General features: G+C 44.3%; 19 protein-coding genes and 1 other RNA gene. 14 read left to right on the forward strand and 6 right to left on the reverse strand.

Annotated features, from left to right (window positions below):
* Positions 1-109 precede the first annotated feature (109 nt).
* Entirely contained in the window at positions 110-286 is a 177-nt protein-coding gene (locus tag AC5O63_RS09130; RefSeq protein ID WP_494504721.1) for a hypothetical protein, read from the forward strand.
* Here AC5O63_RS09130 and AC5O63_RS09135 read toward each other — a convergent pair.
* The 3 genes from AC5O63_RS09135 to AC5O63_RS09145 all read right to left on the reverse strand — a co-directional run bounded on the left by AC5O63_RS09135 (position 278) and on the right by AC5O63_RS09145 (position 3,804).
* On the reverse strand, positions 278-1,201 hold the full coding sequence (locus AC5O63_RS09135; protein ID WP_494504722.1) for a YeiH family protein: 924 nt from the start codon (positions 1,199-1,201) through the stop codon (positions 278-280). The genes AC5O63_RS09130 and AC5O63_RS09135 overlap by 9 nt on opposite strands.
* Before the next feature lie 133 nt (positions 1,202-1,334).
* A complete protein-coding gene (locus tag AC5O63_RS09140) occupies positions 1,335-3,206 on the reverse strand; it encodes an MFS transporter (protein WP_494504723.1) in 1,872 nt (623 codons plus the stop codon).
* A gap of 7 nt (positions 3,207-3,213) precedes the next feature.
* On the reverse strand, positions 3,214-3,804 hold the full coding sequence (locus AC5O63_RS09145; protein WP_494504724.1) for a TetR/AcrR family transcriptional regulator: 591 nt from the start codon (positions 3,802-3,804) through the stop codon (positions 3,214-3,216).
* Positions 3,805-3,998: 194 nt separating this feature from the next.
* Between AC5O63_RS09145 and AC5O63_RS09150 the strand changes: the two genes are divergently transcribed.
* Positions 3,999-4,883, forward strand: a complete 885-nt coding sequence (locus AC5O63_RS09150) for a Tim44 domain-containing protein (protein ID WP_494504725.1) — start codon at positions 3,999-4,001, stop codon at positions 4,881-4,883.
* Positions 4,884-5,007: 124 nt separating this feature from the next.
* Entirely contained in the window at positions 5,008-5,328 is a 321-nt protein-coding gene (locus AC5O63_RS09155) for a DUF1244 domain-containing protein (protein ID WP_004748255.1), read from the forward strand.
* A 93-nt stretch (positions 5,329-5,421) separates the two neighbouring features.
* Here the strand turns inward: AC5O63_RS09155 and AC5O63_RS09160 are convergent, their stop codons facing one another.
* Positions 5,422-6,489, reverse strand: a complete 1,068-nt coding sequence (locus AC5O63_RS09160) for a PLP-dependent cysteine synthase family protein (RefSeq protein WP_494504726.1) — start codon at positions 6,487-6,489, stop codon at positions 5,422-5,424.
* A gap of 123 nt (positions 6,490-6,612) precedes the next feature.
* On the opposite strand from AC5O63_RS09160, the gene AC5O63_RS09165 reads away from it, so the two are divergent.
* Together AC5O63_RS09165 and AC5O63_RS09170 are read left to right on the forward strand one after the other, a co-directional pair.
* Positions 6,613-7,080 (forward strand): Lrp/AsnC family transcriptional regulator, encoded by a 468-nt coding sequence (locus AC5O63_RS09165; RefSeq protein WP_272785327.1) that lies wholly within the window; start codon positions 6,613-6,615, stop codon positions 7,078-7,080.
* Between the two features lie 97 nt (positions 7,081-7,177).
* Complete coding sequence (locus tag AC5O63_RS09170) at positions 7,178-8,209, forward strand: YHYH protein (RefSeq protein WP_494504727.1); 1,032 nt, start codon at positions 7,178-7,180, stop codon at positions 8,207-8,209.
* 38 nt (positions 8,210-8,247) lie between these two features.
* Here AC5O63_RS09170 and tesB read toward each other — a convergent pair whose 3' ends face one another.
* Positions 8,248-9,108 (reverse strand): acyl-CoA thioesterase II, encoded by an 861-nt coding sequence (gene tesB / locus AC5O63_RS09175; RefSeq protein WP_494504728.1) that lies wholly within the window; start codon positions 9,106-9,108, stop codon positions 8,248-8,250.
* Positions 9,109-9,302: 194 nt separating this feature from the next.
* Here tesB and AC5O63_RS09180 point away from each other — a divergent pair, with 194 nt between their 5' ends.
* Positions 9,303-9,731, forward strand: coding sequence for a YbaY family lipoprotein (locus AC5O63_RS09180; protein ID WP_494504729.1), 429 nt, complete (start codon positions 9,303-9,305; stop codon positions 9,729-9,731).
* 32 nt (positions 9,732-9,763) lie between these two features.
* Here the strand turns inward: AC5O63_RS09180 and AC5O63_RS09185 are convergent, their stop codons facing one another.
* Positions 9,764-10,066 (reverse strand): DNA base-flipping protein, encoded by a 303-nt coding sequence (locus tag AC5O63_RS09185; RefSeq protein ID WP_069666747.1) that lies wholly within the window; start codon positions 10,064-10,066, stop codon positions 9,764-9,766.
* A gap of 49 nt (positions 10,067-10,115) precedes the next feature.
* On the opposite strand from AC5O63_RS09185, the gene AC5O63_RS09190 reads away from it, so the two are divergent.
* The 8 genes from AC5O63_RS09190 to AC5O63_RS09225 all read left to right on the forward strand — a co-directional run bounded on the left by AC5O63_RS09190 (position 10,116) and on the right by AC5O63_RS09225 (position 19,361).
* Complete coding sequence (locus AC5O63_RS09190; RefSeq protein ID WP_494504730.1) at positions 10,116-10,856, forward strand: VP0952 family biofilm-associated protein; 741 nt, start codon at positions 10,116-10,118, stop codon at positions 10,854-10,856.
* 155 nt (positions 10,857-11,011) lie between these two features.
* Positions 11,012-13,021, forward strand: coding sequence for a GGDEF domain-containing protein (locus tag AC5O63_RS09195; RefSeq protein ID WP_494504731.1), 2,010 nt, complete (start codon positions 11,012-11,014; stop codon positions 13,019-13,021).
* A gap of 127 nt (positions 13,022-13,148) precedes the next feature.
* Positions 13,149-13,245, forward strand: an RNA gene (gene ffs, locus AC5O63_RS09200) — signal recognition particle sRNA small type.
* Between the two features lie 285 nt (positions 13,246-13,530).
* Positions 13,531-13,998 carry a TadE family protein gene (locus AC5O63_RS09205; protein WP_494504732.1) on the forward strand — a complete coding sequence of 156 codons (468 nt, stop codon included), beginning with the start codon at positions 13,531-13,533 and terminating at the stop codon, positions 13,996-13,998.
* A complete protein-coding gene (tadF, locus tag AC5O63_RS09210) occupies positions 13,991-14,572 on the forward strand; it encodes a tight adherence pilus pseudopilin TadF (protein WP_494504733.1) in 582 nt (193 codons plus the stop codon). Before AC5O63_RS09205 ends, tadF begins: the two co-directional genes overlap by 8 nt.
* Before the next feature lies 1 nt (position 14,573).
* Positions 14,574-16,325, forward strand: coding sequence for a TadE/TadG family type IV pilus assembly protein (locus AC5O63_RS09215; RefSeq protein WP_494504734.1), 1,752 nt, complete (start codon positions 14,574-14,576; stop codon positions 16,323-16,325).
* A 505-nt stretch (positions 16,326-16,830) separates the two neighbouring features.
* A complete protein-coding gene (locus AC5O63_RS09220) occupies positions 16,831-18,528 on the forward strand; it encodes an amidohydrolase (protein ID WP_494504735.1) in 1,698 nt (565 codons plus the stop codon).
* A gap of 68 nt (positions 18,529-18,596) precedes the next feature.
* The gene (locus tag AC5O63_RS09225) at positions 18,597-19,361 is read left to right on the forward strand and encodes a LuxR C-terminal-related transcriptional regulator (protein ID WP_494504736.1); all 765 of its coding nucleotides are present in this window, start codon (positions 18,597-18,599) and stop codon (positions 19,359-19,361) included.

Genomic DNA, 19,361 nt, shown 5'->3' on the forward strand with positions numbered 1-19,361 from the left:
AAAAGCAACTTAGTTAATTTAGCAATTTCATAGTCCAAATCTGAATTTAGCTTTCTTATAACCCTAACTCATAATATCTCAAGAAAATTAAGAGCGAGGGAATAAGGATATGAGAGTGATTTTGGTTATTGCGGTGATCTTACAGATCATTGCTGCAGTTCAAAGTGAGGGGCTTACACGAGCATTAGCCGAACTTTCAGCATTCTTGCTCGTGTTAGGGATCGTATTTAGCTTTAAACAGAAAAAGCGCGCTCAAGCTGCAAAAGATATCGGCCGCTTAGGCTAATAACAACCAAGCCAAAGATGTGGTTGAGATTAGAACCCACAGAGTAACACCAAACATCAAAGGTTTCGGGCCTGATGACTTAAGCTTTTCCACTGAAATTCCGCATCCAATCAAGAACAAACAAACGACGAGCGCTCGCTTGGCGATATCGAATATTCCTTGATAAATGACTTCAAATTGCGGCAACAAATCGCTTACAGCGATAGCCACGCAGTAAAACAAGATAAAGTAAGGAATGGTGACTTTTTTCGACTCACTGCGAAATAGGAATGCACTGACAAAGGCGACAGGAATGATCCATAACGCACGTGCTAATTTAAGTGTCGTTGCCGTCGTTAATGCTTCTTCACCATAGGCTGAAGCTGCTCCCACCACTGAAGAGGTATCGTGAATGGCAATCGCGGCCCAAGTCCCAAAGGTGTGTTGATCTAAATTGAGTGCATGTCCAATCACTGGAAAAACAAATAGCGCGATAGAGTTAAGCACAAAAACCGTTGCGAGAGATAAACCAATTTGCTCGTCGTTGGCTTTGATAGCGGGAGATACCGCGGCAATCGCACTACCCCCACAGATAGCCGTTCCTGAAGAAATAAGATACCCCGTCTGCATGTTTAACCCTATTGCTCTTGCAAGCCACCATCCAATAACCAGCGTGCCAACAATGGTCGCGATGATAAGCCCAATGCCATCAGAGGTTACGGCTAACGCTTGTTCGAAGTGAATGCCAAACCCTAAGCCAACGATTGAGTAGGCTAAGAGCTTTTTGGTTAACTTAGCGAGATTGAACTGTTTTGGAACTAAACCAAGTGAGGCGAGTAGAAACCCAATTACCAAAGCGGTGGGGGAGGTGATAAATGGAGTTAAGCAAATCGTGAGTGCAAGCCAAAAAGGGAGTTGCTTATTGAAGTCATTCATTATTTTTATTGGTGTAGGGGGAGATTAAATTGGAAAGCGCTAGTTTAGCGAACCCAAAACGATAAAGAGAGTTGAATGAATTGAACATGCGTTAAGAAAAACTTAACGCATGTTAAAAGCATCGTGATTAGGTTTAACGCCAATCGCCTCGTAATGTCGCTACTTTATCATGCATAACGGATGTAGAAGCATTTTCTGGGTCAACCGGCTCGCCGACTTCAATTTCAATTTTCGACCAAAAACGTGTTGGTAACCCTTTGCATGCAGAACCTTTGTGACGACTGAAGTAACTACCCCAAAGTCCTTTAAGTGCAATTGGAATGACAGGCACAGGACTGCGCTTAATAATGATATCCATCCCGCGCATGAACTCATTCATCTCACCGTCGGAAGTGAGGCGTCCTTCTGGGAAAATACACACGATATGACCTTCAGACAGCGCTTGTTCAACATCATTAAATGCCTTAACGATTGAGCGGCGGTTATTGGCCGAGATCGGTATAACTCCAGCACGTTGTAAGAAACGTTTTAGTGGTGGCAAGTTGGCATACTCTTCTTCCATCACAAAACGGATCAGCCTTGGACACACCGCGCTGAGCAACAAGGCATCCATATAGCTTACGTGGTTGCAAACGAGTAAGGCGCCACTTTTCTCTGGTAAGTTATGCGTATTCTTATGGCTGACTCGATACATGGTATGAGTGATAACCCACATTAAAAAACGCACCACGAAAATAGGCACTTGTATAAACAAGTAGCCCGCCACCAACAGGTTAAGTACTGCTAGCAGCAAGAAAAGCTGCGGAATGGTTAGCTCAATAATGGTGAGGCAAACAATGCCTAACACTGCGCTTCCAACCATAAATAGCGAGTTATAGATGTTTAGTGCAGCGATAACCTGCGCTCGCTCAGTAACTTTTGCTCTTTGCTGCATAAGAGCATACAAGGGCACAATAAAGATACCACCAGAAGCGCCAAGTAACAGCAGATAAGCAAACACTGACCACAAAGGTTTGTGCATGACAAATTCGCTAAAGCTCGCAAGCTCAGGTAACTGCTGAGGAACGGACGTTGCCATTAAAGCACCAAAAATGGTGATGCCTAAGCTACCTAACGGCACAATACCGACTTCAATTCTATGGTTAGACAGCTTGTCACAAGCTAGCGAACCGACCGCAATACCGACAGAAAACAATGCGAGTAAGAAAGATACCGCGCTTTCGCTTCCGTTAAGATGGAGCTTAGTGAAATTCGGGAACTGCGTGAGGTAAGCCGCACCCAAGAACCAAAACCAACTGATTGCCATTAGTGCGCGAAAGATAGTTTTATCCGCTTTAGCAATAGCGATGGTCTTCTTAGTTTGCTTAACAGGTTGCCATTTAAATTTAAGATCCGGCGCACTGGCAGGTGCTTCAGGAATAGAACGGCTAGAGATGTAACCAAACACGGCAAAGAGCACCACACAAGCCGCCGCTACGTACTTGGCGTTTTCAGCTGACGCAATCACCCCAGCACCAAGCGTACCCAACAAGATTGCGAGGAAAGTACCGGTTTCAACTAACGCGTTACCTGGAACCAGTTCGTTAGGCTTTAACTGCTGGGGTAGTAGGGCGTACTTTACTGGGCCAAAAAACGCCGATTGTGTGCCCATAAGAAACAGTAGGATCAGCAAGATAACGTAGCTTTCGGTAATAAAGCCGATTGCGCCCAAGCACATTATGCCGATTTCCGCGAGCTTCACCTTGCGAATGAACCAAGCCTTTTCGTATTTGTCGGCAAGAACACCTGCGGAGGCAGAAAAAAGGAAAAAGGGAAGAATGAACAGCCCTGCCGCTAGGTTGATAAATAAGTTGCTAGAAATAGGTAGCGCACCTGCTCCCGCAAATGCGACGAACAGTAATAAGACATTTTTGAAAATGTTATCGTTAAAGGCACCAAAAAACTGAGTAACGAAGTAAGGCAGAAAGCGCTTCTGTCCTAATAGGGAAGTTTGGCTATTCGACATGCACAGATTACCAGTTGCTCAAATAATTAGAGAGTAGGTTTTCGATCAGCTCTTTTCCATCAATCGGTTCAGCAGCAAAGAATTTATCGTCGACACTTAACAGTGTTATACCGTGAACGCCAGACCATAATACGCGACTTGCTTGAAGCACTTCCGCTTGGCTACGCTCTGGTCCAATCAATTGCAACAGTTGTTCAAGCATACCTGTCATGGAATCAATACGTTGGGCTTGCCATTCTGGCAGCGTTTCACCATTCATATTGTGCTCAAAGATTAGCTGCCAGCGATGTGGATGATGCTGCGCAAAATCATGATAGCAGTAGGCAAGTTCATACAGCGCTGATTTTGGATCCTGGCACTGAGAAACCACTTCTTTCGCTTCTTCCGAAAGTTCATCTAGGGTTTGAGCCACCGCGTGAAGTAGTAATAGATTATAACTACCAAAGACATTCACTAGAGTACTTGGAACATAGCCGATCATCGTCGCTATCTTTCGCAAGCTCAACTCGTGATAGGTGTTGCTTGCCAAAAATTCTTTAACAGTATTTAGCGTAAGCGCGATAAGTTCTTCTCGCGTATGATCGTTTCTTCGGGCCATGGTGAGTAATCTAAAATGAACAATGTTCAATATTCTAATGAGCCACTACCTATATCGTCAACAACCGCATGGGTTATTTGCAATATTCTGATACATGTGTCGGAGACGTTTTGGTTTGAATATGGGGCTGCTAGAGTTAATATAGTGTAATAAGTATAAGTTTATAACCTTGACAGGAACCTCAAAGGAAGAATATGAAACGACTCTTTTCCCTTGTTGCTCTACTGATGGTATCGGTTGCGATTACGCCAGTAGCAGAAGCTAAGAAGTTTGGCGGCGGTAAATCGTTCGGCAAGAGCTTCAAAACGGCGCCAGCGCCTAAGCAGCAACAGCAAAACACAAACTCGATTGGTAAAGACCAAACGGGTAAAACACAAAGCTCAAGCAAAAAAGGTCTGATGGGCGGCTTGCTAGGTGGTTTACTAGCAGGTGGTCTACTTGCTGCCTTCTTTGGTGGTGCATTTGAAGGTATCCAGTTTATGGATATTCTTATCATGGGTCTGATTGCATTTGTTATCTTTAAACTGATGCGCGGCATGCTTGGTGCTAAGCAGGGCAGTATGAATCAGAACCGTCAACAACCAGCATTTGGTGGTTCTTCTGCGCCTAAGTTTGAACAACCTAATGTTCACAACTTTGAACAGCCACAAAACAGTGGTGCTCAAACGGGTGGTTTCGGTTTTGGTGCTCAAACAGATGTACCACATAACTACCCACCGGGCTTTGACCAAGCGGCTTTCGTTAATGGCTCTCGTGAGCATTACCGTATTTTACAAGGTGCTTGGAACCACAATCAACTTGAAACGATTGAAGAATACGTATCGCCAAGCTTGTACCAAGACCTCAAATCAGAGCGCGCTAAGCTTGAAGGTGAGCAGCACACTGATGTGATGTATGTTGATGCCGAGATTGTACGTGCGGATTATGATGCAAGCAAAGCTCAGCTAAGCCTTCAGTTCAGCGGTCGCTACCGTGACGCGGTTGAAGGTATTGAAGAAGATATTACCGACGTATGGCACTTAGAGCGTGATCTTACTGTACCAAATGCGCCTTGGTTAATTGTTGGTATTCAAGCTTAATCAACGCTGAAAATGAAAAACGCCTGAGCATTTTGCTCGGGCGTTTTTGTATTGAGGTTACTCTAAGTAGGCTGATACAATCCTGGAACAAAAACAACGAACAAGCGATGAGAAGGTAAGTAAAGTGGCTGAATTTAAATACAAAAATCTATCCCAAGAAGAGCAAGATAAGCTAGACGCAGCGGTGTTTCGTCGTCTTCTTACACATCTGGATGACAACAAAGATGTGCAAAATATCGATCTAATGATTTTGGCAGGCTTCTGTCGTAACTGCTTCAGTAAGTGGTACAAAGCTGAGGCGGAAACACAAGGTTTAGATCTAGATATTGATGATGCTCGCGAACGTGTTTATGGCATGACTTACGATGAGTGGAAGCAAAACCATCAACCGAAAGCGACACCAGAGCAATTAGCGGCATTCGAAGCGCGTCAAAACAAAAAGTAATCATTAGGTCCACGGATCCTAGACATACAAAAACCGCCACTCAATGAGTGGCGGTTTTTTTTAAGCCATTTACAGCGGAGGTATCACTGCCCATTAGCTAATCTGGCCTGTCGTTTCAAATTCTTCTAGCTTGATAGAGTAAGGCTGGGTATCACCAATATTCTCTTTAACCCATTCTGCGTTGTAGTAAGTATCTAAGTAACGCTCACCGCTATCGCATAGTAGAGTAACGATAGAGCCTTTTTCTCCACGCGCTTTCATTTCACTGGCAAGTTGAAGTACGCCGTAAAGGTTTGTTCCGGTAGAAGCGCCCACCTTGCGACCTAGAATTTTCTCTAGCCAATGCGCGGTTGCGACAGACGCTGCATCTGGAATAGTGCGCATTTCATCAACGACACCAGGAATAAAGCTTGGCTCTACGCGTGGGCGGCCAATACCTTCAATTTTGCTTCCATTATTACCGGTTAAACTCTTATCACCTGTTTTGAAGTAGTCATGGAACACTGAGTTTTCAGGATCGACTACGCACAATTTGGTGTCGTGTTGTTGGTAACGAATGAAACGACCAATAGTCGCTGAGGTACCACCAGTACCTGGACTCATTACAATCCAAGCGGGTACCGAGTGATCTTCCATTTCCATCTGGCTGAAAATCGAGTTGGCGATGTTGTTGTTACCACGCCAGTCGGTTGCTCGCTCAGCATAGGTGAACTGATCCATATAGTGGCCATTCAATTCTTTAGCTAGGCGGTGTGACTCCGCATAAATTTGATCTGAGCGATCTACAAGGTGAGCTTGGCCGCCGTAGAACTCGATCTGCTCTATTTTCTTACGTGCTGTCGACTTTGGCATCACAGCAATAAAAGGCAGACCAAGTAAGCGAGCAAAGTAGGCTTCTGATACGGCAGTGCTACCGGAAGATGACTCGATAATTGTTGTCTCTGGTCCTACCCAGCCATTACAAATGGCATACAGGAACAGAGAGCGTGCCAAGCGGTGTTTTAGAGAACCTGTAGGATGTGTACTTTCATCTTTCAGATAGACGTCGATACCCTCAATACTTGGAAGGTCTAGCTTGATTAGGTGAGTATCTGCGCTGCGTTGGTAATCGGCTTCGATTTTGCGAACTGCATTGTTAATCCAGTTATGATCAGTACACATAAGGTTTCTCCTTCAAATCGTTATGAGGTTAATTTACCTAGTTATAGAGAGAAAAGCTTTGCTAATTTTGTTGTCATTTGCTTATTATGGAGAAAAATTTTCTACTTTGAGAAGTGTGTGGATATGGATATTGATAAAATTGACCGCAAGATGCTCGATCTATTGCAAAACGACGCAACACTGTCGCTCAACGAACTGGCGGAAGCGGTTAACCTGACCACGACACCGTGTTGGAAGCGCCTGAAGAAGCTTGAGGAAGCGGGAGTTATTCAAAAGCGAGTCGCCTTGCTTAACCCAGAAAAACTCGATCTTTCATTCACTGCGTTTGTACTCGTTAAGACGAGTGATCACTCTCACGAGTGGTATAGCCAGTTTGTGTCCACTGCGTCAGAGTTCCCCGAAGTGATGGAGTTCTACCGCATGGCGGGGGAGTATGATTACATGATGAAAGTGCTGGTTAAAGATATGCAGTGCTTTGATCATTTTTATAAAAAACTGGTGAATTCCGTCGAAGGTATTTCTAACGTGACCTCTACCTTTGCCATGGAACCTCTTAAATACACTACAGCTCTTCCAATATGCCATACGTAAAGAAGTGTATGGCAGGGTAAAGCCAAGTAAAGCTCATTTCTAAACTTGTTAAGTGTGACTAATCTAACAGTAAATACACATAACAAGGACGAATGAAATGTCAGCATTACCATCAACTAATGTCTTGAGTTTAACCATTGCAGCGACACTACTTAGTGGCTGCAATGGCGGAGATGACTCAAGCAGCGCCACATCAACGCCTTCGGTATCAGGCAATAACATCACTAACCTTTTATTTACAAATCTTTCAGGTGATTGCCAACAATATCTGGGTACGTTTTTTTCTACTGTGAATGACATCCAACGCTCACTCATATACACCGGTCAAACGCAGATAACGTCGAGCGGTAGTAAGTGCATTATTCAGTCGAATGCGATTCCTAACCATGACTTCAATGATGTGACGGCTTCATTTGCCACCAACGTCTCCGAGCAATCGACCTACTATGAGTTTACCGCTTCACCTAGCTTTGCAGGTTCTACTACTGCGTTAAGCTTAGGGACCTCAGAAGCCATTCTTCTCAACGGTGTTAAAGTCGATCTGTTGGCGGCGGCTTGCTACGGCGTGGGAGATGAACGTACGGGGTGTGGTCAAAGTGAAATCAACAATCCTTGGCGCTACGACCCGATGTCGTCTCTAAACGGCTTTGGTACCGATATTCACAATGCACATGTTCAACCTACTGGGGAGTATCATTATCACGGTAATCCCGTTGCTATGTTTGTCCAAGATTGTGTGGGGGGAGAAGCCTCTCCAGTGATAGGCTTTGCCGCTGATGGGTTCCCAATTTATGGCAGTTGTTTCCTAGATAGTTCAACCAGCCAGGTTCGTAAAGCGACGTCAAGCTACCGTTTGAAAACGGGGGCGCGTGTTGATGTGGGAAGCTATACGGCTCCCGTTGTGGGTGGCAACGTTGCGAGCAGCAATTATGACGGGCAGTTTCGTGGCGACTGGGAGTACTCAGCAGGGTTGGGAGACCTCGATGAATGTAACGGCATGACGGTGAATGGTCAGTACGGTTATTACGTTACCGACGCATTCCCTTGGGTGATTAATTGCTTCAAAGGTAGTGTTGATACTAGCTTTAGTGGTTTTAGTATTGAGCGTTCGCACGGGCACACGCATTAAAAAGCCTCCGTTAGGAGGCTAGTCTTGGAAGGATGATTTTATTCAGTAAAGCGCATGACACCTTCTTGTATCGCGGAGGCCACCAAGTCACCATTGCGATTGTAAATCTCACCACGCACCAGACCACGCGTATTGCTCGCGGTTGGGCTTTCAATGACATACAACAACCATTCGTCCATCTTGAATGGGCGGTGGAACCAGATCGAGTGATCGATGGTGGCGACTTGGAATTTTGGAGTCATTAAAGAGACGCCATGAGGATGAAGAGCAGTCACTAAGAAACCCCAGTCAGAGGCATAGCCAAGCAAGTACTGATGGATCAATTGATTATCTGGCATTTCGCCGTTTGCTCGGATCCACAGATACTGTTTAGCTTCAACTTTCTCTGGTTTTAGAGGATTAACGACAGTGACAGGGCGCATTTCAATTGGCTTCTCACCACAGAAGGTCTTCTTTAGTTTTTCTGGTAAAAAGTCGGCAATACGTTCCGCTAGTTCTGACTCAGAGGCATAGTTTTCAGGCCCCGGAATATCCGGCATGGTGTTTTGGTGCTCAAAGCCCGGAGCTTCACCGTGGTAAGACGCGGTTAAGTAGAAAATTGGGCGACCATTTTGAATGGCTTTAACACGGCGGGTGCTAAAACTGCGCCCGTCACGTAGATTTTCTACGTCATAAATAATCGGTTTTTCAGGATCGCCAGGGTAGAGGAAGTAACTGTGAAATGAATGCACAGTACGGTCTGCATCAACGGTATAACGCGCTGCTGATAAGGCTTGACCAATCACTTGACCACCATAAACTTGAGGAAGCCCTAAGTTTTCACTTTGACCTCGAAACAGGCCCTCTTCTAGCTTTTCAAGTTGGAGCAAGTCCAGCAATTCACTTAGAGGTTTACTCATTTTCTCTACCTTATATTCTTTGTATCTAGGTGGCATTTTACCCGCTTTAGTGACAAATAAAACAGTTGTTTGATTTCTATGTCAGGCAAAACTCAACATAGTTAAAGTCTTGTCAATAATCATCGAATTGCAATGACAAGCAAATAGCGTCTACTTATAATTCTCGAAAATCTAATAAGTTAAGAGAGTGCTCAATGAAGAAAATATTCGCGTTAGTCGCTACAGCAGTACTAGGTTTGGTACTGGTAGGCTGCCAATCTGCCGAGACAACTCAATCACAAAATAAAGTCGAAAGCGTGACAGGAACCGTCTCTTACCGAGAGCGAATTGCATTGCCCAAAGGTTCATTGATTACTGTTACTTTGCAAGATGTCTCTTTGGCTGATGCTCCTGCTAAGGTTATCGCTAAACACCGCTTTGAGACCAATGGCGCGCAATCGCCGTTTGAGTTTGATTTGGCTTACCATACTTCAAAGATCGATCCACGCCACCGTTACAGTGTCAGCGCTCGTATCGAAGTGAATGGTAAGCTGCGCTTTATCTCTGATACCATTTACCCAGTGATCACGGATGCTGAGAAGACCAATAAGGTTGATTTACGTCTTGTTGGAGTGCGTCACTAGGCAAGCAAACCTCAATAGAAAAGGTGGTAGCGCTACGGCTGCCATCTATATTTTTTTAACTTCACCTTTCCATCGTTGCTGACTTCGATCCCCTCAGCGATCAGCGCTTCACGTTGGCGTACTAAATCTTGCCCTTTAAGTGAAATCTTACCCTGACTATTAATCACACGAAACCAAGGCAATTTACTGTCAGCAGGTAAGTTTCCCAACGCTTTTCCTACGTGGCGTGCGTAACCGGGATAACCCGCCATTTTTGCGATCTCACCGTAAGTACTGACTTTTCCTAAGGGAATTTGGTGAATTACTGCAAAGATTTGCATTAAAAACTGGTCCATAATGACTGTGTCCTAGTACAGATTTCCAAGGAATGGATAAGGAGAGGGCATGGTATTTTCTACATTTCAGTTCTTAGTGACAACTCTGTTAGCTGTAGTTTGTGCTAGAGCTATCAGCATAAGTGAAGGCGATATTCCGGTATTAGCCTTGGTAATCCCTGCATTATGGATTTTCCCTCAAGGCGGTCTTGTTGGCTTGGTATTAATGGCCGCAATGACAACCTATGGCTTAACCCTTCCTCATCAACCTATCACACTTTCAGTGAGCTTGTGGGTGTTATTTCCTTTGTTAATGGTGGCCTTCTCAAGACGCAGTAGTCTTGGCGTGGTCCTCACCAGCTTCTTAATTGTTGCGACCTTACTGATAGGTATTATGGTCACGCAAGCCGGAGATAAGCTAGCAGGAGAGCCAGTCGTCACTCTCGTTCAAACTCTATCGGTTGCGGTAATCTGGTGGGCGGCTTCACATTGGAAACCATCAAATAATCATAGCTGGTGGGCGCTTGGATTGATTCTTCCGCTCTGGATCGCTGACCTCTCTTACGCTGCATTAATTGCTTTATGTATCACCGGAATCATGGCTTCGATGGAGAGCTTGTCTCAGCTGAAAACCTTTCGTTGGAGTAAGCTGCTTTGCTGGACACTGCCAACGGTTGGCTTTGCCGCCTTGGTTGTTTCACCCAATATCGAAGTACCGAATCCGGTGTTTGTCGTATGGATTTGCCTACTAGGTACAGCTTGGATGACAGACTACATTCTGCGCAGTGTAGAAGAAAATCAAGATATATAATAAATCCACTTTTTTGACTGAAAATGCAGGCTTGGCATATGTAACTTGTTGTGTCAGAATTGCCGAAAATCTGCTCTAGTCAGTCAAGGAAAGGCTTACACCAATAGGGCAGTTTGCTGACCTATCATAACTATTCAAAAGGGATTTTGGGCGAAATGGGCCTTATCTGGCGAATGACTCTTCTCATCATGACTATTTTCAGCGCACCCGTGGCGATGAGTAGTGTTGCCTATAAAGTAGGGATTGAGGCCGATGATTTTGTTACGCGCACCCTTTTTGATTCGGTTTCTGAACGCTTTGGGGTTGAGATTGAATACGTCTATTACCCAAGCTTCAATGACATTCTTGAAGCTGTTAAGTTAGGAAATGCAGACTTTGCTGCTAACGTGACTTTTACCCCAGAGCGTGCTGAGTATTTTGATTTTTCAAGCCCAACCAATATTGAGTTCACTTACCTATATAGCTCACAAAACGCCACTTTAGCTTCTGCAAAGGTTATTGGTATTCCGCAAGGCACGATCTACGGTGAGCTCATTTCCGTCAACTATCCAGATATCGCCCAGATTGAATACACTGGGCATGATCACGCTAAAGCACTCCTTGAACAGAATAAGGTTGATGGCATCGTGGATGCGATCAATCAGTTAAAACCTATGTTGCTGGCGGGTTACGATGCTCAATTGCTTAACAATCAATTGTCGATTAAACCTGTTTCAATCATTGCACCCAAGGATGTGCATAGGGATTTACTTGCGACTATCGAAGCTTACATTCATACCGCGGAAATTCAGAAGCGCTTAAGGGAGTCGGTGAAGCAATACCAGTTTGAACTGCGTCAACAAGCCTTGCGTCAGTCTGTTATTGATAGCAACTTGAACCTCAATCGAACCTACAAAGTTAAGCTAGAGAATGTTGGCCAGTACACGGTTTACCATAAAGATGGTCAGGTGACGGGCATAAGCGCCGATGTAGTCATGCAGTCTTGTCAAATATTAATGCTTAACTGCCAAGTGGTGAGTAATGCCGATGAAACTTGGGAGAGCATGTACCAAGATTTTGTTGCCAAGCGGATTGATATTATTGCCCCACTGATTGTTTCGGAGCCAAGAAAACAGATTGCCGAGTTTAGCGACCCGTACTACTTCCCTGAAGTGGTAATGATTAAACGCGAAGGGTACAAGGATAATGTCTACAGCAATGTGTCAGAGCTGATTGTTGAGCAAATCGGTGTTTTAAAAGATGACTTTTTCGCAGATCTGCTTTCACAGCTCTTGCCTAATAAGGAGCTCAAGTCATTCTCGACCTCCCAGCAACTTTATACTGCGCTGCTAAACGGTGATATCGACTACATGGCAACCAGCCGAGCAAGCTTCAATAAAAAGTTACGCGAATCGAAAGATTTACTCCCGCTCGAAGAGGATCAGCTGATTGGCAGTTTTTACCGCTCAGATGTCGCGATTGGTTTTGTTAAAAACGAAGTCGGTGCCGAGCTTGCCCCTCTATTTAGCCGAGCTATAAAAATGCTTGATATCGCATCTACTGTCGAACGGTATGATTATCAACCCAATTGGCGCGCGACACTGCAAGCTGAACAGGCATTCTCACGAAAAAGCCATATTCTGTTCGTAATGGTGATTGGCTTTATGCTGATCGTCTCTATGTACCTGCACAGTCAGTCAAATACTGATCCTTTAACACGCTTAAAGAACCGCCGTGCAATGCATCAACGATTTAGCAGTGGTGTCAGTGCTGATATGACGGTCATCTATCTTGATGTGAACCATTTTAAGCACATTAACGATACCTATGGTCATGAGGTAGGGGATTTAGTGCTGAAAAGTGTCGCCGAACATATTGAGCGAGTATGGAAAGGGCGCTGCTATCGAATCGGTGGCGATGAGTTTATTTTGGTCGGCAAGGCTGAGAAACAAAGTGTGTGTACCATGCTAGAAAAGCTCAAGGTGGTTCCTTTCTCCTCGCAAGCGTACAAACTCTCTTTTGACATCTCTATTGCAATAGGTATTTCGCTACCACGTCGCACCTTTATGAGCCTGCAAGAAGTGCTTAATGAAGCCGATGAAGCCATGTATCAGCATAAACAACAGTCAAAACAGTGCGCTAACGAAGACATCAATGAGGGTAAAAACGTCCATTATCTCAATTAATGGTTACTGACTAAGCAGTTGAAACGAAAAGAGGCGTTTTATTCGGTGTTAGACTTGAAATACCCCATCGGATGTTTGATAATCCCCTCACTCCTTAGCGATGCTAAGGAAACAGAATCTATGGAGGCCCTGGTCCTCCCGCAACAATAGCTCGTGAACTCGGTCAGGTCCGGAAGGAAGCAGCCGCAGCGTGTGACTTGTGTGCCGGGATGTGGCTGGGGCTTCCACCCATTTAAAACGCCGCTTTTATTAGCGGCGTTTTGCTATCTGAAACTTTCCCAATCAACCCCTTTGCTTTATAAGCATCCCTCTCTTTCTACCTTACGCATTAGTTTTTGTGGCGAAAAATCTTACCTCTATCTGTGCGTAGTAAACTCTCAATCGAATGTTAATTGATCGATTTAAGTCGATTGTGGTGACTTTTTGAGTCAATTAATTTGATATTTTTCTTGCGAAAAATAAGTTTGATGTCGTAGTATCTGTCAAAATTTTGGAATGGGAATCAAATTTTGACACCTAAGAGTTCTGTTCGCGGAGTCGTCAGTATCGAATTTGCCTTGAGTTTCCTCGCGCTGTGGCTGGTTACAATCTTGGTAATGGATATTGGCCTACAAAACTATTCTACGTCAGTGGTTAACTTTGCTGTCTCTGAATCGGCGCGTGACGTTAAAGCTCGTCACTTTAAAACTGAAAAAGAGTTCGAGCAGCACTTTCGCCATATCATCGACAAAAACCATTTCTCACTTTGGGGCTTTCTGCTTAACAAGGGAAGTGTAAGTGTTGATATTAAACGCTATGCGAATCTAAAAGCTCTGGCTCAACAACAAATAAGTTCTAGTGTTGATCCTAATGTTGCGCCCATCGCCCGTTATCAAGTGACCTATACTTACCGACCTTTGCTTGGCGTCAGCTTAATGCCTACGCATGAAGTGGTGCGTAGTGTCATTTCAGTGCAAGAAGGTGCCAAACATGTATAAACATCGAGGCTCAATCGCAATTGAAATGGTCTTGGTTTTGATGGGCTTGTCAGTTTGCCTAGGCTTTGCCGCCGATTTATCGCGCAAAACAAGCATGCAGGGTGAGCTAGATAACCTCAGTTATGCAGCCGTAAACTTGCTTAGCGAAAGAGAGTTGCTGTTCGATCATAAAATTGATGTCGTTCAAGACAGGCCGGTTAGTTATTCAGATGCCAAAATCATTCACGACATTGTCCGCGCGGAACTAAAAAAACAGATTCCGAACTTCGACGATAGCCGCTATGCGCTGAGTGTTGAAGGGATTACTTTGGTAAATCGTAATATGAGTAATCAGCAAGATAAACCTGCACTTAGGCGCCAAGCATACTTCCATTTCGGCAACCAAGAGATTCTTGGCAAAAGAAAACCGGTGACTGAGATGGTGAAGCTTGCCCCATTTACTAGTAAGAAGCGTTTTGCACCTATGTATCGTGTGACGATTTACTACCGCTCTCACGGAATCTTCAATTCAGTGATTGGCAAAGACAAGCAGGGCGCGGTATTGGTTTCAAGTAGTTTAAGTGTGGGGCGTTAATATGTACAACAAACAACGCGGTGCCGCTTCTATTTGGTTTGTTTTGGTCTTTGTTGCCCTCGCTGGATTTACGGCATTTGGTATTGAAGGTTCGCGCTATCTCAACTACAAAGCGCGATTGGGTGATGCGCTAGAAACGTCATCACTGCTTTTAGCCGCGGATCAAGCGGAGCAGGTTCTAATCTTACAGGGTGCAGAGAGACAAGCGCGAGGTGAAGAGTCGAAGCAAATTGTTGAAAAGACGATTCATTCTTACCTGCATGATGTTGAGGCGATTCCACAGACAAACATAGATATTAAACCGATCCCGGAGCAGAAGGCATTTAGCTATCGAGTGGCAGCGATGACACGTCACAATAGTTGGATGCACTATAGCTCTGCACCTTCGTTTGATGAAACTCAAGATGTCTCTAACTTTGCTGCGGCGGCAAAAACTACGACTGGTTCAGGAGGAGGGGATCTCGGGGATGTGATTCTGGTTGTGGATCACTCTATGTCAATGAATGAAAACACCTGCACTCAGTATTATCCAAACAATATTCGTCGCTTGCAGTCAGCTAAATTAGCGGTGGCTCACCAGCTAACAAGAATGTTCATTGAACAAGTGCGTAAACCCGATACGCAAGATCTAGATAAGCTCGGCCGAGTTGCGGTGATTCCTTATGAAAATGCGACTCGTAGCCATATACGTAGCGGTCAACCTGGGGTCATCAATTGTGAAAACCATCTCGTGTTTAAAGACAAAGGTGCTAATAGCTACGATAAGTTTAATTGGCGAAATGAGTTGGCAACCTTGCGTCGCCGTGGCATCGACTCTCCTCTGCAAATTGCTAATAGTGGCTCAGTGATGCAACCATTTGTTGAGGCCGCGCTATTTACAGAGGGTCATGTCGTACCTGCAACTGGGCAAAAAGTGGTTGATTGGCTGCCTTACAATCAAGAAGAAGTGGATGTAGAAGCAACCAAGCGGCGTATTCTCTCTATGGTCAGTACCCGCAATACCAATGCTGACTTGCCTATTGATGATTTTCGCGCGATGACGATGCCATTTAACCGTATTTGTCGTGGCAACATGCGTAGCATTGGGTTTAACGATAAATGGAATCAAGGCGCGCTGAATAAGAACGGCAGCTTCTATGACCCTTTTACCGCGCAAGTTCGCTCGTTTACTTCTGGTAGTTTTGCTCAGCATGCGATGGATGGACAAGAGAAGCAGTATCTAGGATCGTGGACTTCATCGTTTCAAGGTATTTTGCGTGGCCTACAAGAAATGCGTCACCACAGTGGTGAAAAGCCATTATTGTTCGTGGTTATCGCTGGTGGCCCAGATACGCCGAATGCAGATACGCAGCTTGAGCGACTAAGCAAAGATTATCATGGGCAAAATTTTCGTCAGGACTTGTTAACTCAATCTTTGATCGACGGTTCGAATGGATTATTTGCAAAAGTAAAAGCCCAAGTTCCGCATAGCCGCTTTGTATTGATTAAGTTCCAGCCAGATGATCCATCTAAGCAGTTTAAATTGAACTATGAAGGGGCATTTGACGCTGTCGCGGAGGTCAAATATCAGAAGGCTTCAGGCAATACGATGATTGGCCGCTGTACTAACATTGATGGGCAAATGAATGACTACAAGTTTGATAAAGCTGAAATGGAGGCGATGTCAAAGATGGTCAGTCAGATGTTAAGTGATGCTGGCGACGCTTATGGAGGAACATCTGAAGTGGGAGGTCTTATTGACCGAAGAAGCTGAGAGATGATTTCAAATAGGATGCGTTAACCACTGTCAAAAGAGACTTAGCTTTATAGCTAGGTCTTTTTTTATTGAGCAATTTCTAATCCGACTAAACATTGTGATGGGTGTAAATGGCGAGCAATACGCCAAATGATGTATGTCCTCAATGGATTGAGGTGAGTGCCAAATTTTAATTTTTAGCGATTCTAAATCGCGCGGGACGTAACAAATTCATCAATAACAATGTGATTTTTAAGGGGGACAGAAATACACATTCTGATTGGAATGTTTACTCTAATTGGTGTTCGGTTGGAGCTAATCGAAAATGTTCAAATCTTGTAGCGAAATCTAAATCACAGTTAAATCGAATTTATTCGAGTTTTTATTGATTGAGTAAGTGGTGCGGAGTAGCCTTGTTAATTAATTGTTAATTTCGTTTTGCGGTTTTGAGCTGTAGTACGCAGATGTTGACGGAATATTCATTCACAGCCCATAGAAGGGCAGCAACTTTAGGGAAGAAGTCATGAGCTTACGAACTTGCTTGTCAGCTTTCGCGGTTCTGATATCTGGAGCAGCAATATCAGCGGACGAAGTGTATTTAAACGGTAAAGTTTATACTGTGAATACTCAACAACCTTGGGCTGAGGCGTTTGCCATCGAAGATGGTAAGTTTACTCAGGTCGGCAGCGGTGCAGAAATCAAAAAACTAGCAAACGCTAAAACAAAGGTGATTGATCTTCAGGGGCAATTTGTGATGCCAGGAATGATTGATGATCATATTCATCCTGGGTTTGGTGCTGAAATGGTCATGAACATTGGTACTGAATACGCAATGACTTACGAGCAGTTCGGTCAAAAAGTGGCTCAGTTTCGCAAAAACAACCCAGATTCTAAGTGGATTTATGGTGGGCCACTTAACTGGTTGTCTGATGATAACGGACTGATTGAGGTCTTCAATCAGCCGTCGAACAAATCGATTCTCGACCAGCTTGTAAGTGATAAACCTGCGTTTTTTTGGGATGTTGGCGGTCATGCTGCGCTTGTTAACAGTAAGGCGCTAGAGTTGCTCAAAATAACAAAGGATACGCCTGATCCTAAAGGGGGAGTTTATGTTAGAGACGCCGATGGCGAACTGACAGGAGTGCTGAGAGAAAATGCTGCAACGATTGTTTGGGAATCATTTCTTGTAGATAGGCCTTCGAATAAAGACTTTGCGTATAATGGGCTTAAACCCGTGTTTGATGTTATGAACAGTGTTGGTGTTACCAGCATTTCAGATGTGTGGGCACGAGAATGGATTCTTAGGTCCTACGGCATTCTTTCAAAAGATGATGCGCTGAATGTACGAATTTTTGCCTATATCGCCGATCCGATAGAGTGGAAGTCAAAATGGATGCAAGAACTAGCGACGGAAGCGATCCAAAACTACCAAAGCTATAACGCAGATCGAGTGATTGTTTCTGGCGTCAAATTTGTTTTAGATGGCTCTGCCGGGGGGCAAACTGCGGTCATGGTGGATCCATTTGAAGGGACAGATAATAGAGGCTACTGGCGTGATGATCCGGATTACTTTATCGAAAAGATATCAGAGTACGATAAAAAAGGGCTGACTGTTAAGATCCACGCAGTCGGTGATATGGCGATTCGCAAAGCGTTAGAAGGGATAGGTAACACAAGGCAGAATGGAAGCGAGCTTCGTCATAGCGTGGCGCATACCGTGTTCGTAAATCCTGCGGACAAAAAACTGTTTAAGCAATATGAAGCTGTCGCGGAGTTTTCTCCCTACTTTTGGTATCCAGGTCCTCACACTGACATGATCAAAGGAGATGTCGGTGAGAAGCGTTTGTCTTGGGTATTCCCATTTCGTTCATTGGTTGATAAAGGTGTTCATGTTTCGGTAGGTTCGGATTGGCCAGTTTCAGCTAGCCCAAATCCATGGCCAGCAATCGAAAGTATGATTACACGCAAGCAACCTGGAGGCGAAGGTAGCTCTCTTGCTCACCAAGAAGCGATTAGTTTAAAAGCTGCTCTAAAAGCGTATACGTTAGGTGGAGCGTATGCTCAATACCAAGAACATAATCTTGGCTCCATTGAACCTGGTAAGTTAGCAGATTTTATTGTCACCAACCAAAACCCGTTTAAGGTCTCGCCAACCGAAATACATAAAACTCAAGTTCTGAGAACCGTTGTCGGTGGTGAAGAAGTATATAGAGCACAATAAGTTAGTTTCAAGCCCCTTAGTTGTTTAGACAAGGGGCTTTTTTGCCTTTAGTTGACAAGGAGCGCGGCATGTTAAGAGATGTAAGCCAAATTCAACAATTGCACATTGCAACCATGTTTGATCACTGTGGTTATGAAGGTTTTTACGCTAAATTGGCCGAACAATATGCTGAGTTGATCGTTTTCGATGCGTTTTCAGTGTTGTTGGAAAGTAATGATCAGATAAAGGTGGTCTATGGAGATTTATCAGATAGCCAGTATCAAGATTTACAAAGCGAGATTGTTTTACCAAGTTTGGCAAGACAAACGGTTTCAGGTATGTCGGTATTGTCTCAGATGGGTCACCAAGAAGTGCTTGCTCAGCCAATTTGTAGGAAGCGTTGGCTCGTATACTGTCAGAACTATCGAATCAAAGATCAGATGTTGATATGGATGCAAATTACCCGTGATCAAAGAATTTGGATCGTTGTCGATCTTAAACAAAGCTATCCTTTCTTTACAGAAGAGCACGTTAATCGAATCAAACATTGGCTACCCACTGTCGAAAAGCTGCTTTACAAACATCATCGCGACCTCGACTTAAACAAGCCGCTGCCTGAGCTTGTTCACTCAGCTATAGACGGATTTTCACGTAAGCATTTAACACGAAGAGAGGCGGAGCTAGTTAAATTGATGTTTTTAGGCTATTCCTCGAAACTTGCGGCAAAAGCGTTATCTATATCGCCAGCCACAGAGCGAGTTCACCGCATTAACATCTATTCTAAACTGGGTATCGGTGGGCAGATTGAATTGCTGCAAAGGTTACTACAAGAAGTAGAAAGTGAGCCACAGTAG

The organism is Vibrio sp. SCP2 (assembly GCF_059295395.1).